We start from the raw sequence: 13,769 nt of genomic DNA, 5'->3' as shown, positions 1-13,769 counted from the left end.
TTGCTGATCCGACCCTGAAAGAGACCATGACCCTCACCGAAGAGACCGTCCAGGCAACACCGCACTCACGCGGCCGGCCGGGCGTGTTCGCGCGCGTCGCCAGCTTCTCCCACCGCCGCCGCTGGCTCGCCCTGCTGCTCTGGCTCGCCGTGATGATCGGCGTCTGGACCTCGGCCGTCATGGCCGGCAACGACTACCGCGAGGACTTCTCCCTACCCGGCACCGAGTCCCAGGCCGCCGCCGACCTGCTGGCGGCCAGCGGCGCGGCCCGCGCCGGGGACACCATGGAGATCGTCCTGCACGCCAAGGGCGGACTGCGCGACCCCGCCGTCCGGCAGCGCGTCGAGACGATGTTGGCCGAGGTCGCCGAGCAGCCCCACGTCGCGCAGGTACGCAGCCTCTACGCGGATGCGGCCGCCATCGCGCCCGACGGCACCATCGGTTACGCCACGGTGATGCTCAACGTGCCCGCCAAGGACATGGAGAAGGAGGACGCCAAGCGCGTCTACGACGTGACCCAGGAGGCGGCCGGCGACGGCCTCCAGGTCGAGCTGGGCGGCGGGCCGGCCCGGCTGCTCGGGCAGAGCTCGGGCGGCGCGGCCGAAGGCGCGGGACTGCTCGCGGCACTGGTGATCCTGGTCTTCATGTTCGGCACCGTCATCGCCGCCGGGCTGCCGATCATCACGGCCGTCTTCGCCGTGGGCTCCACTCTCGGCATCATCATCCTCGCCTCGCACCTGTTCACCATCGCCGCCTACACCCCGTACGTGATGATGCTGGTCGGCCTCGGCGTCGGCATCGACTACGCGTTGCTGATCTTCGCCCGCTACCGGGCCGAACTGGTCAAGGGCGCCTCCCCTGAGCGGGCCACGGTAGACGCCCTCGACGCCGCCGGACGGTCGGTGTTCTTCGCCGGCTGCACCGTCATTCTCGCCCTGCTGGGCCTGGTCGCCCTCGGCCTCGGCTCGCTCAAGGGCATGGCCCTCTCCGTGGCGCTGACCGTGCTGGTCACCATGGCCGCCTCGCTGACCCTGTTGCCCGCGCTGCTGGGCATCTTCGGCGCGCGCTTCGCCCGCCAGTTCACCGCCCGCGCCGCCAAGCGCGAGGCGAAGGGCAGGGCGCCCGAGGGCACCCTCTGGCGCAAGCTCGCCGCCGCGGTCCAGCGCCGTCCGCTCACCGCCATGCTGGTGGCCGTGGTCGCGCTCGGCGCCCTGTGCCTGCCGGCGTTCACCATGCGGCTGGGCTTCGCAGACGCGGGCAGCGACAACCCCGACAGCACGAGCCGCCAGGCGTACGACCTGCTCTCCGATGGCTTCGGCCCCGGCTTCAACGGGCCGCTGATCGTGGTCGTCGATGACACGACGGGCGGCAACGCGGCCGAGGCCGCCGAGGCGGCGAGCAGCGTCCTGGCCGGCACCCCCGGCGTCCAGGCCGTCTCCCCGGCCATGCCGACCAAGAACCCCGGCGTCGCCACGATAATCACGTTCCCGGAGTCGTCGCCGCAGGACCAGGACACCTCCGCGCTCGTCGCGCACCTGCGCGACGACGTACTGCCCGGCGTCTCCGAGCTCACCGGCGCCAGCTACCTGGTCGGCGGTTCGACCGCGGCCGCCGAGGACTACTCCGCCAAGGTCTCCGACCGGATGCCGCTGTTCATGGCGATCGTCGTCGGACTGTCCATCATCCTGCTGATGGCCGTGTTCCGTTCGGTCCTGATCCCACTCAAGGCGGCGCTGCTCAACCTGCTCAGCATCGGCGCGGCGCTCGGCGCGATCACCCTGGTCTTCCAGGAGGGCTGGTTCGGCATCGAGCCCGGCCCGATCGAGGCGTACCTGCCGGTGATGATCTTCGCGGTCGTCTTCGGTCTCTCCATGGACTACGAGATCTTCCTGGTCTCCCGGATCCACGAGGAGTGGGTGCACACCAAGGACCACGCACTCGCCGTCCGTCAGGGCCTCGGCCACACCGGCTCGGTCATCAGCGCCGCCGGCGCCATCATGATCGTCGTCTTCGGCGCCTTCATGCTCAGCCCGGAGCGGCTGCTCCAGCAGACCGGCTTCGGCATGGCGGTGGCCATCTTCGTGGACGCGGTCATCATCCGCTGCCTGATCGTGCCGGCCGCGATGCAGCTGATGGGCCGGCGCGCCTGGTGGATGCCCGAGCCGCTGGCGAGGCTGCTGCCGAAGGTGGAGTTGGAGAAGCACTGACGTCCCGCGTGAACGGCGTCGGCCGGGTGGGGACACCGGCCGACGCCGTTCTCCGTATTCCTGTTGCCCGTTCAGACCGCCGGCGGCGCGTCGCCGTCCTCCGCACACGCGTGCTTCGGCAGGGCTACGCATCACCGGTGTCGTCATTCTTGTCTGCGCGCTCACGCAGCCTGAACTCGACGAACTCGGGCTCTCGCCGGAAGCTCGGAAGCGAGACCACGTGCGAGTCGGCGCGGGCCCGGTCGGACAGGCTGTCAGACCCGCTCGGCGGCGGTGGCGATACGCTCGACGCGGGCCCACAACGCCCGATGCAGCAGGCTGCGCCTGCTGCATCCAGCCGGCGATCCAGGCCATCAGCGCGACGTGCACGACCCAGGCGAACGCGAACCCGTAGCCGAAGAGGGTTCCGGTGGCCGCGCCGGCACCGATCACGGTCGCCGCCCCCAGCAGCAGGACCAGCGCCGCTCGACGGTTGCGTGGTTCCACCCCGGCGAGCCTGGTCCAGCACGCCCGTGCGATCGCTCAGGCGGGGGAGAGACCTGGTCCGGCAGATGGTTGGCTCTTCACCGCGGAGGAAACAGCGCTACTCAGGTTGAGACAGCTCAGTAGGTCGCGCCCCGCGCCACCTGCGCCGCCACCCGGTGGTGCAGCGCGGTGAGGGCCGGGCTGACGGTGGCGGTGAGCGGCGTCGGGTCCGCCAGCCGACGCGCCGTCTCCGGTAGCCAGGTGAGGTCCGCGTCGAATCGGCGACGCGCGGCGCGTACCTCACCGGCCGGGTCGGCGGCGTCGAGGCGACGACCGCCGCGCATGACCGGCACGAGCAGCGGCTCGCGGTTGCCCGGCGGCGATTCGTCGCGCAGCCCCACCACGTCGCCGCTGGCACCGGTGGGATCACGGAAGACCTGCTTGGGACCGGGCAGGGTGGCCTTGCCGGGCGACAGCTTGAGCACCGGCCGGTCGCCGACGGCCACCAGCTTGTAGGCGCTGTCCAGGGACGGCGCGTCGAAGGAGACGCCCATGCGGGTGCCGACGCCGTAGGCGTCGATGGGTGCGCCCTTGGCGACGAGCGCCGCGATGACGTCCTCGTCGAGGCTGCCGCTGGCCACGATCTGGGCCCGGGTCAGCCCCGCGTCGTCGAGGATCGCGCGGGCCTGCACGGCCAGTGCGGCGAGATCCCCGGAGTCGAGTCGCACGGCCACCGGGCCGGTCAGGCCCAACTCGGCGACGACCTCGACGGCGGCCCGCACTCCGGCGGGCGTGTCGTAGGTGTCGACGAGGAACACCGGGTTGGTGGGAAAGTCGGTGGCGAACGCGCGGAACGCGGCACGCTCGTCGGGGAACGCCTCGACGTACGAGTGGGCCATCGTCCCGGACGGCGGCAGCCCGTAGCGTCGCGCGGCCTCGACGTCGCTGGTCGCGGCGAAGCCGGCGATCGCCGACGCCCGCGCCACGGCCGCCCCGGCCTCGATCCCGTGCGTCCGGCGGAACGCGAAGTCGACCAACTGCGCACCGCCGGCCGCGAGGCGGCATCGGGCCGCCTTGCTGGCCACCGTGGTGTGGAAGGTGATCAGGTTCAGCACGCCGGTCTCCACCAGCTGCGCCTCCGCGATCGGCGCGGTGACCTCCAACAGCGGCTCGTCGGCGAACACCAGGCGACCCTCCGGTACGGCCCAGACGTCACCGGTGAACCGCAGCCCGGCCAGCGCCGCCATGGTCGGTTGGTCGAGCCCGACGGTGTCGCGCAGATAGCCGATGTCGTCCTCGTCGAACGCGAAGCCTTCCAGGAAGGCCAGCGCCTCGGCCAGTCCGGCGGCCACCAGGAAGCCGCGCTGCGGCGGCAGGCGGCGGACGAACAGGCTGAACGTGGCGCGCTCCACCATGTCCCGGCGCAGGTAGCTGGCCGCCATCCGCAGCTCGTACAGGTCGGTACGCAACCCGGTCATGGGTTCCTCCGTCGGCACGTGGGTCGACGGGCCGGTGGCGCCGTGGTGATGCCGCCCCGGTCCGGTCAGGCGCGGGAGCGGCGCGCGGGGCGGCGGGACAGGGAACTCGGCGCGTTGACGCCGGCGCCGTCGCTGACACTGATGCCGAGCCGTTCGACCAGTTCGCCGCCGAGCCAGGCCGTCATCCCGGACAGGACGATGCCCGCGAAGCTGCAGATCAGGGCCAGGGCATTCGGCTCCCAGTTCGTCGCGGTGGCCCGCGCCAGCCAGCTCACCGCGAACAACAGCACGACGACGACGTTGCCGATGCCGTGGATCGCGCCGATCCGCTTGGCGCGGGTGCCGGACGGGATGGCCCGCCAGTCGGTGTATCCGAAGACCGCGGCGACGAGGCCGCCGATGATGCCGGCGCCGATGATGTACCCGGCGGAGATCTGGAATCCGGCCCGATCCGTGATCAGATACAGGATGTCGAAGATCACCGCCGTGGCGAGCAGCCCCAGCGGGAAAACGATCAGCATGGGGTGGATCCCGTGGCCCATCGCCTTGGCTCGACTTTCCAACACAGCCTCCCTCTCTGGCGGGATGTTGGGCGCGGGTACCCCTTCGGCTCGCTGGTACACCTACCGGGCTTGACTTCCTCCTCCGTCTGAAGGCGGAGGGTTCCCATCCTCGCGGGTTGGATCCTGGTTCACCGCAGACCGCACGGAAGGTTGCCCTTCGTGTCTGACGTCCGCACCGCAGGCGTTTTGCGTCTCGGCCAGCGGGCCCTCCGGTTCCCGCGGCCACCCGTTCGCTGGCCGGTCACGTGCCGGGCCGACAACTCCCCTGCCGGGGTAGCGGCGACGGCCGGATCCAACCGGAGGGCCGTCGCCCGTGCCCGAGAACCGGGGCAGTCGATCGGGGGATCAGCAGCCGGCGGTACGCGTGTAGTTCCGCGTCCCGAAGTAGAGAGCCAGGTTGCCGCTGAAGCGCACCTTGATGTCGTTGCCGTTCAGGCGCTGTTCGTAGTGCAGGTGCGATCCGGAGGAGCCGCCGCTGTTGCCCACGTACCCGATGGTGGTGCTGTAGCCGACGGACTGGCCGACCGAGACGTTGAACCCGCTGAGGTGGGCGTAGTAGGTGGTATACCCGTTGCCGTGGTTGATCCGCACGTACCGGCCGTAGCTGGTGTCACCGAGGTTGGCGACCACGTCCACCGTGCCCGGGGCGCTGGCCTTGACCGGATCGCCGTGGTCGTTGGTCCGGTTGAAGTCGATTGCGTACTGCGGGCTGTGCGTGGTGCGGGTCTGACCGGACCACGTCTGGTTGCACGGGAAAGGCGTTCGGAACGAGGGCGCGGCGGCGGCGGGTGACGCCGGAACCAGGAACGCGGCGGTCGCCAGCAGGGCGACGCTGAGGGAACTCGTCAGGCGGGAGCGCATCCGAACCTCCACGGTCATAATCTTCGATCCCTCTGCCGGATGATGTCAGAAAGTTCCGATGGCTGAAAGACCTGCGGAGCGTCGGGTCGATCCACGCACGGACGCGATCCGGATGCTGTCGCGCGACGGCCGGATCACCCAGGGCATCGAGGACCAGATCGCCGCGCTCGGCCTGGTCCTCACCGCGATCGTGCTTGTGCGACCGGTATTGGCATGGGTTCGGGGGTGAAGCCGGGCGGGCCGGGTGGCCCGCCGCGGCTACATCCCCGCTAAGCCCCAGCCATCACGGTAAAGGTGAATCCGGCGCTCGTCGGACGGCGCAGGGGAATGTCGCACTTGATCCGGCGCAGTACCTCGTTCCTGCTGAGGCCGAGCCCTTGCGCGATGAGCCGTTCCGGGCGCACCGGTACCGAATCCTCGAAGACGACCTCCACCTGGACCGGCCACGCCTCGTCGAGCCATGTCGACGGGGTGTCCAGCCGCCAGGCCCCCGTCCAGTCCAGGGTGAAGCGGTTGCGCCGGGCGAGCAGCGGATCCAACAGCCTGGACGCCACCAGGTCCGGATCGTTGACACGGTAGCCGTGGAGTTCGGCCGGGTCGAAGGATCTGACTGGCACTCGCTCGTGCACGGTGAGTTTGCTCGTCCGATCGCAGGATGCGCAGCGGACCAGCAGCCACACGTCCAGCAGTTTGCCGTTGGCGTTGACGCGGAACCTGCCCGCGCCGGTGGTGGCCGACTCCGACCGGCAGTCCACGCACCGCAACGACAGCAGAGGCAGCCTGGTCCGACGAACGACCCAGGACAGCACGGTATGAGGTTGTGAAGACATGATCTCTCTAGACCTGATCTCTCTAGACCTGACACGAGGCCGATTACGCGCGGCCTCAACGCTGCAATTTCCGGGCGCACAAGGGCAGCCCGGCAGAACCGACGGGAGCGTCGGCTACAGGTGAGCGGAAGAAGGTGTCAGGTCTAAAGAGCAGGCGGGGTCACGCGTTTTGTCCTCTGTCCTCACAGCGACGGGCCGCAGGCAACCTAAGGGAACGCGGAAGGAAGCCTCAAACGGTTTTCTGACGTCGAGCAGCATCGGCTGCCAACCCCTCGGCCGCGGTGGTGCTACTCGTACTCCTGCCCGCACCGGGCCAGTTCTGCGAGATCGGCCCAGCCGAGGAAGCCGATGGTGTGCTCGCCCGGCTCCGGTTCGTTCACCAACGGCACGACGGGGCCAGGAACTTGTTTCCGTAGGCCGTCGTCTTCGCTCCAGCCGCCCAGTGCCCCGGCCATCCCGCATTCCAGGTACGCCTGCGGATCGAAGTTGTACCAGCGGATGCCCGTGGCTCGCACACATCCCGTCGTGCGGGGGGCGTCAATGCCGAACCGGGCGTACTCGTCCAGGGGTCCCTGATCGGCGAAGTCGGCCAGGTCCGCGATCTGAGACAGCACGATGGCTTCCCAGTCGGCATACGATGTCGGCTCGTCCGTGTAGCGAAACGAGGCGGAACGCCAGGAGGCCTGCGGTGGCGCCGGCTCGACCATGCCCGCCGCCACGACCATCGCGGCAACCGTGTCCAGGTCCAGCGAGACCCGACCCGACAGCGGCCGGGCTACCCGCCACCACGAACGCAGGAACACGTCCAAACCAAGCGCGGCCGCGTTCATGCGTTCGCCTTCCCGGACAAGGCGCCGGTACAGGTCGCGGTCTGTGCGGCAGACCGGCCCGGGTGGCCCGTCGACCCAGTAGGTCTGCTTGTGCGCCACACCCGACTCCAGCGCCAGGACCTTGGCCAGCGCCTCGATTCGGTCAGCGAAGGTGCCCATCCGGACCCGGTTGCCGTTGTCGTCCTGCCGCCAGAGCTCCCACACCGCCACAGCATCACCGTAGTCGTGGCCTCTCTCCGGCGGACAGCCGCATTCGCCCGTGCCGCCGGCCGGGCGCGCTGTGTCTCAGCGCACCGGTCACCGAGTAGACGTCAACCTCGGTGCTTCTCCTCGGAGACGTGCCGCAGCGAAGTGCCCGAGGCGCCGGGCGACGCCGCTGTCGCGCCGTGGATCGGGGAGCACGTGGGGAGCAGTCGGGTGCGCTGAACGGCGTCGAACCGCAACCAACAGCACGTGACGGCGCTCAACTGCGCCCGCCCTCCTGCGGCTTCTCATCTATGCAGGTCACAGTTGGGTCATGGCCGCCCCGCGTGGTGATGGCCCGCACTGGCCATCACCACGCGGTTGTTCGCGACCCGGACGGCTCAGACCGGTGGCCCGCCGTACGTCACCGTCGTCCTGGCTGAGCAGGTCGAACTGTCCGCCCGGCACACCTGGTACGTAGCGGTGCCGCGGCCTTGGACGTCGAGGGGATCGGTGTGGGCGCCATCGTTCGGCACCGTGCCGACCAGCGTGTCGTCGCGGTAGATGTCGACGTCGACGGAGGTTGCCCCCTGCCAGGTCAGATCCACCGCGAGTTGGCCCCTGTCCCGGCGTACCGAGGTGCCGACGGTGATGATGTCGCGGTCGAGGTTGGTCGCGTAGCTTCCCTTCGCGGTCGCCAGCAGCAGGCGGGACGGACCGGCGAAGGTCAGCGTCCGAGGTTGCCGTACCGATTCGATGCCACTGTCGAACGGGGAGAACGTGGTGCCGGCGTCCGCGGAGCGGACGACCCGGGGGTCGGTGTTCAGCGACATGTACAGCGTCCGCCCGTCGGCCGGGTCACAGGCCAGGTCGGCAACGGTGGCGTTGCTCGTCCAGCCGGTGGATTCCCATGTGACGCCGCCGTCCAGGCTGCGGTACACGCCGGTGGAACTGGAGGTCAACCAGGCCGCCAGGTAGACGACGCGCGGGTCGTGGGACGACGCGCACAGGTATGGATTCATGTACCTTCCGGACAGGCCGATCATCGACGTGAACCACGACGTGCCGCCGTCTTCCGAGCGCAGGACGCTGCTGGCGTAGGCGCCGCTCCGGTCGTTGATCGAGGCGATCATTTCCTGGTCGGTGCCGTTCTCCACGATCTCGACGTCGAGCGCCGCCTGGCCGGACGTTCCCTCGTGGACCTTGGTCCAGGTCTGGCCGCGGTCCAGCGTGCGCCAGATCGTGGCCTCGGTGCCGGCGTACCCGAAGTCGGCGCCGGTGAGGAGGATCAGGTCCGGGTTGGTGCGGCTGAACCGGATCGTCGTGAGGTCGGACTCGTAGTAGGCCCCCTGGTCGGGGCCGAGTACGGTCCAGTTCCCGTCGCCTCCGCGCCGGTAGAGCCCCTCCTGGGCCACTGTCGTGGGGCCGTTGGAGAGGGCGTGGAGCGTGCCGTCCGGGGCGAATCGGACGGTGCCGTACCGGGTCGGCGGCAGCGGCTCCCGCTTCCAGTTGGCACCACCGTCGACGGTGGAGTAGACACCGCCGGTGTTCTGTCCCTGGAAGGCGATCGCGATCTCGTTCGGGTCACGCGGGTTGACGTGGATGGAGCGGAGGTCGATCTCGGCGATGCCGTTCGACGACTGGGCGAACGACGTGCCGCCGTCGGTGGAGCGGAAGACAGCCACCGCGTCGGTTCCGAGGATGACCTGCCGCGAGTTGCCGGGCGCGAAGCGGATCGACCGCCCGGTCAGGGTGTTGGTGCCGCCGACACTGATCTCCCAGGTCGCGCCGCCGTCGGTGGTGCGGTGGACTCCGGTACCGGCCGTGGTCACCAGGATCGTGTCCCGGTCGTGCGGATCCACGGCGATGCCGTGGACCACCGGAGTCGGCCAGCTGCTGTTGTGCAGTGGGGTCCAGGTCACACCGAGGTCGGTCGACTGGTAGAGACCGAGGTACTGGTTCGAGAAGAGCTGGCCGCCACCGACAAGCAGCCGCGTTCCGTCGTACCCGATGTCGAACAACGGGCTGGTGGGAAGGCCGGCGGAGCGTTTCGTCCAGGTGACCCCGCTGTCCCGGGTGACCCACACTTGGCCGGCGTCGAACGCGACGATCACCGTGTTCGGGTCGTTCGGGTCGATCGCGATCGCCCTGCCGGACAGCGCGGCACCCATCGACGGGGTCCGGTTGGTCCAGGTCACGCCGCCGTCGGCCGACCGCATGAGGTTGACCTTCTGGGAGCCCAGGGCATTGGCGATCCCGGCCCACAGCACCGACGGGTTGACCGGGTCGACCGCGACGCTCAGGACCTGGTCGTTGAGGCCGATGTTGAGGTTGCCGGCGACCCAGGTCAGGCCACCGTCGTTGCTGCGCCACACGCCGTCCTGGGTGCCGGCGAAGGCCGTTCCGCCAGCGGTGAACTCGATGGCGAAGACGCTCCTGCCGCGCAGCGCCGGCACCTCGGACCAGGTGGCGCCGCCATCGCCGGAGCGGTACAGACCTCCGTTGTATCCACCGCCCGGTGCGTAGCCGGCCAGCACCGTTTTCGGATCCGCAGGGGACACAGCGGTGTCGTAGATGTCGCCACCGGGCGGCCCGAGCAGCGACCAGGCCGCCGCCGTGGACGTCACCGCGGACGCGGTCTCGCCCGCCGTGGGCGTCACGGTAGCGCCGTCCGGGTGGTGTCCGTACGCGTCCGCGGTCAGACCCGAGCTGTCCGTCCACTGGCTGTCGCTGGCTGCCGTATCGGCGGCGGCCGTGCTGGCTGCCAGCACCGTGCCGCCGGTGAGGCCGAGCGCCAGCAGGGCACCCAGAGCACGTCGCAGTCGACTCGTACTCATGACTCGTTGTCTCCTTCGTTGGGGGTGGGCGCCGACGTGACCGGTCATCCCTGCTGGCCTGCGAACCGCACGGTGGTCCTGTTCGAGCACTTCAGCGTGCCGGCGTGGCACACCCGGTAGGTGTACGTGACGGCGCCTGAGCCGTCGACGGCGTCGGCGTACGTGCCGTTGTTGGGCACCGTGGCGACGAGCGTGCCGTCGCGGAAGACGTCGACGTCGGTCGAGGTAGCTCCGTCCCAGGCCAGATTCACGACGGCGTTCCCTCGCACCCGGTGTGCCGCGGCGCTGAGCTGGATCGCCGTGTCGACCTTCACCTTCACCACCCGACCCGGCGAGCTCACCGTGCCGAGATAGACGAAGCCACCCTGCGGGTCGATCACCGCGGACAGCAGCGAGTTCTCGCCCTCGGCCAGCGTGGCCGCGCCGACCCGCTGGAAGCCGGCGAGCTCGATCTTCACGACGCCGCCGGGTGCGGTGCCGGTGCCGAAGTAGGCGTACCGACCGGCCGGGTCGATCGCCGCCGTCAGCAGCGAGTTCTCGCCGGTCGCGAGTTCGATCGCCTCGACCCGCTGGAAGCCGGCCAGGTCGATCTTCACGATGCGTCCCGGTGACGTGCCGGTGCCGAAGTAGGCGTACCTGCCCATCGGGTCGATCACCGCCGAGTAGAAGAGGCTCTCGCTCACCATCGCGATCACCCCGACCTCCGCCATCGTCGTCAGGTCGAGCTTCACCACGAGCCCGGGCGCGGTGCCGGTGCCGAAGTAGGCGTATGCCCCCGCCGGGTCGATCACGGCGGAGCGCAGGTTGTCCACGCCGCTGCTCAGCGTGGCCGCGTCCACCCGCTGGAAGGTGTTCAGGTCGATCTTGACCACCCGTCCCGGCGCGGTGCCGGTGCCGAAGTAGGCGTATGCCCCCGCCGGGTCGATCACCGCCGACCGCAGGTAGTTCTCGCCGCTGTCGAGCGTGATCGTGCCGACCCGCTGGAAGGTGGCCAGGTCGATCTTCACGATGCGCCCGGGTGCGGTGCCCGTGCCGAGGTAGGCGTACCTGCCGGCCGGGTCGATCACCGCCGAGTTGAGGTAGTTCTCACCCTCGGCCAGCGTGATCGCACCCACCCGCTGGAAGGTGCCCAGGTCGACCTTCACCACCCGACCCGGCGACGTCTGCGTACCGAAGTACGCGTACCGGCCGGCGGGATCGACCAACCCGGAGAAGAGCACGTTCTCGCCGGCCGCCAACGTCGCGGCGTCGACCCGCAGCGGGACCCGGATGGCGGTGCCCTCCAGAGTGAACGCGTGCGGACCGTCGACCGCGTCGCTGGTCACAGTCACCGTCGCCGTCGCCGGCTCTTCAACGGTGGGCGTGAACGTGTACGCCACAGTGCAGCTCTGCAGGTGCGAGAGCGTGACCGGTAGCGCGCCACACGTGCCGCCGGACTGCGCGAACCCGCCGCCCGGCTCGGTGATCGCGCTGACCGTCACCGGTTCGGCGCCGGTGCCGGTCAGCGTCGCCGTCAACGGCCCGGCCGTGTCGCCGATCTTCGTCACGCCGAAGTCCAGCGAGCGGGGTGCCACGCTCAGTTGTCGTCCGTCCGGTGGCACCAGGGCGAAGTCCCGGGCGGCGGTGCCGCCCTCGACGACGGTCGCCGGGCCGCTCGCCGCCTGGTATCCGAACGCCGACGCGGTCACGGTGTAGCTGCCGGCGGGCAGGGTGATCGCGTACCGGCCGTCCGGCCCCGTGGTACGGGTCCGGTTCACCGACCCGGCGATGGTGATGGTGGCACCGGCGATCGGCGTGTTGGTGGGGGCGGCGAGCACCGTGCCGGTCAGCTGTCCCTTCGCCGGACGCGGCGCCTGGGTGACGGCGGCGAGGGCGTCCAGCTTGCCCTGGCCCCACACGTTGTTGTTGCCGCTGGTACCGCCACAGGTGAGATCCGCGGTGTCCACGGCGGAGCCGTCCAGGATGGACCGGGTGGCGGCGATGTCGCGCTCCAGCGCGGGCGCGGCGGACCAGAGCAGCGCGACCACGCCCGCCACGTGCGGGGAAGCCATCGACGTGCCGGTGAGCGCGCCGTATCCGCCATTGGCGAAGGCCGAGCGTACCGCGACACCCGGGGCGGAAATGTTCGGTTTCACCTGGTCAGCGCCCCAAGCCGAGGGGCCGCGGCCGGAGTTGACGTACAGGGCGCCGTTGACGTCGAACGCACCGGCCGAGTACGCCTCGGGCAGGTTGCCGGGGTTGCCCGCCTGCCCACACGCTGACCCCGGATTGCCGCTGGAGAACTGGGGGAAGATCCCGGCCGCCACCCAGGCCTGGACAGTGGGCTGGTACCAGGGGGAGGTGGTGGCGCCGCCACCCCAGGAGTTGTTGATGATGTGCGGGCGGAGCGCCGGGTTCGGGTTCTTTCCACGCAGGTCGGTGGGGGCGAGCATGAACTGGCCGCTGGACAGCAGCGCGGAGGACGTGCAGGAGTTGGACTCGCAGCCCTTCGCGGCCATCCACTTCGCCCCGGGCGCCACCCCGATCTGGTTGGCCCCGCCATCGTTGCCGACCATGGTGCCCACGGTGTGGGTGCCGTGGTTGTTGTTGTCGCACGGCACCAACGACGGCGCGCCGCACACGCTCGACGGGTCCCACCAGTTGTAGTTGTGGTCGAACGCGCCGTTGCCCAGGTTGCCCCGGTACTGCTTCACCAGCGCCGGGTGGTTGTACCGCACCCCCGTGTCGATGCTGCCGATCACGATGTCCTCACCGGTCACCGCGTACTGCTGCCACACCTGCGGGGCGTTGACCCGGCTGATGTTCCACTCGACGGCCGTGATCTGCGATTCCTCGCCGGCTGCTTCCGGCGTGGGGAGCTGGTAGACCTGGTCGGCGGTGATCTGGGTGACCTCTGGGCGGGCGGCGATCCGCTTCAGCAGCGCCGCGTCGCCGGTCACCCGAACCGTGTTGGCGATCCAGTACGGCTGGTGGCTCGCTCCCGCGGCCTTCAGCATCGCCACCAGACCAGCCTGGCTGGCCCTGGCGGTGCCGGTCAGCCTCTCGTACACGAACCGGCCCTGCGCGGCGCGGTCAGTGATCCTGGCTGCGCCGGAAAGGTCGGCCCGGTCCCGCAGGTACACCCAGAAGGTGGCGGTACCGTCCGCGGCAAGTGTGGTGTGCAGCGCCGGCTCGACCGATGCCGTCCGGGTGGGTGCGGCCACCGCCGTTCCTGGCATCCCCAGGACGAGCAGCACGGCCGTGACCAGGACGGCACCCAGTCGGAGCCTTCGCCGCCGAGGGGCGCTCACGAGCGTCGGGGAACCCGTCGCCAATCCATTCAAGGAACTCTCCTCTGTCCTCGCGGTGCGGTCTCGCCCGCTGTCCCTTGTCGGGCCTGAGTCCGTAGCGGCGGAAGGGCTCATACCGACCGCCATCCGCCCTCGTGCCGGGTCCCCTCCGCCGTCTCGCCCGCCGGTGCGTTCTCGTCTTCGGCCGGGCTCGACGGTGCGCCCGCAGCCGGCCGTACCGCACCG

At 70.1% G+C, this 13,769-nt stretch carries 9 protein-coding genes; 2 read left to right on the top strand and 7 right to left on the bottom strand.

Annotated elements, in window-relative coordinates:
• The first annotated feature begins 26 nt into the window (after positions 1-26).
• A complete protein-coding gene (locus ACZ6Q9_RS29230) occupies positions 27-2,207 on the top strand; it encodes an MMPL family transporter (protein ID WP_393449832.1) in 2,181 nt (726 codons plus the stop codon).
• Between the two features lie 602 nt (positions 2,208-2,809).
• On the opposite strand, the gene ACZ6Q9_RS29225 is transcribed toward ACZ6Q9_RS29230, so the two are convergent.
• The 3 genes from ACZ6Q9_RS29225 to ACZ6Q9_RS29215 form a co-directional block, all read right to left on the bottom strand.
• A complete protein-coding gene (locus ACZ6Q9_RS29225; RefSeq protein ID WP_393449835.1) occupies positions 2,810-4,150 on the bottom strand; it encodes a nicotinate phosphoribosyltransferase in 1,341 nt (446 codons plus the stop codon).
• A 65-nt stretch (positions 4,151-4,215) separates the two neighbouring features.
• Positions 4,216-4,692 (bottom strand): DUF2231 domain-containing protein, encoded by a 477-nt coding sequence (locus ACZ6Q9_RS29220; protein WP_393262617.1) that lies wholly within the window; start codon positions 4,690-4,692, stop codon positions 4,216-4,218.
• Between the two features lie 366 nt (positions 4,693-5,058).
• On the bottom strand, positions 5,059-5,592 hold the full coding sequence (locus ACZ6Q9_RS29215) for a M23 family metallopeptidase (protein WP_393449838.1): 534 nt from the start codon (positions 5,590-5,592) through the stop codon (positions 5,059-5,061).
• A gap of 40 nt (positions 5,593-5,632) precedes the next feature.
• Here ACZ6Q9_RS29215 and ACZ6Q9_RS29210 point away from each other — a divergent pair, with 40 nt between their 5' ends.
• Complete coding sequence (locus ACZ6Q9_RS29210; RefSeq protein ID WP_393262102.1) at positions 5,633-5,803, top strand: hypothetical protein; 171 nt, start codon at positions 5,633-5,635, stop codon at positions 5,801-5,803.
• Between the two features lie 40 nt (positions 5,804-5,843).
• Here ACZ6Q9_RS29210 and ACZ6Q9_RS29205 read toward each other — a convergent pair whose 3' ends face one another.
• The 4 genes from ACZ6Q9_RS29205 to ACZ6Q9_RS29190 all read right to left on the bottom strand — a co-directional run bounded on the left by ACZ6Q9_RS29205 (position 5,844) and on the right by ACZ6Q9_RS29190 (position 13,457).
• Positions 5,844-6,383 (bottom strand): DUF1062 domain-containing protein, encoded by a 540-nt coding sequence (locus ACZ6Q9_RS29205; protein ID WP_396830396.1) that lies wholly within the window; start codon positions 6,381-6,383, stop codon positions 5,844-5,846.
• 308 nt (positions 6,384-6,691) lie between these two features.
• Complete coding sequence (locus tag ACZ6Q9_RS29200; RefSeq protein ID WP_393262096.1) at positions 6,692-7,444, bottom strand: hypothetical protein; 753 nt, start codon at positions 7,442-7,444, stop codon at positions 6,692-6,694.
• A 374-nt stretch (positions 7,445-7,818) separates the two neighbouring features.
• Positions 7,819-10,254, bottom strand: a complete 2,436-nt coding sequence (locus ACZ6Q9_RS29195; RefSeq protein ID WP_396830394.1) for a WD40/YVTN/BNR-like repeat-containing protein — start codon at positions 10,252-10,254, stop codon at positions 7,819-7,821.
• 44 nt (positions 10,255-10,298) lie between these two features.
• A complete protein-coding gene (locus tag ACZ6Q9_RS29190; RefSeq protein ID WP_396830393.1) occupies positions 10,299-13,457 on the bottom strand; it encodes a S8 family serine peptidase in 3,159 nt (1,052 codons plus the stop codon).
• Positions 13,458-13,769: the final 312 nt, after the last annotated feature.

This window comes from Micromonospora sp. NPDC049139 (genome assembly GCF_055586845.1).
The sequence above is the reverse complement of the archived record's forward strand: the minus strand, read 5'-3'. Positions and strand labels throughout refer to the sequence as shown.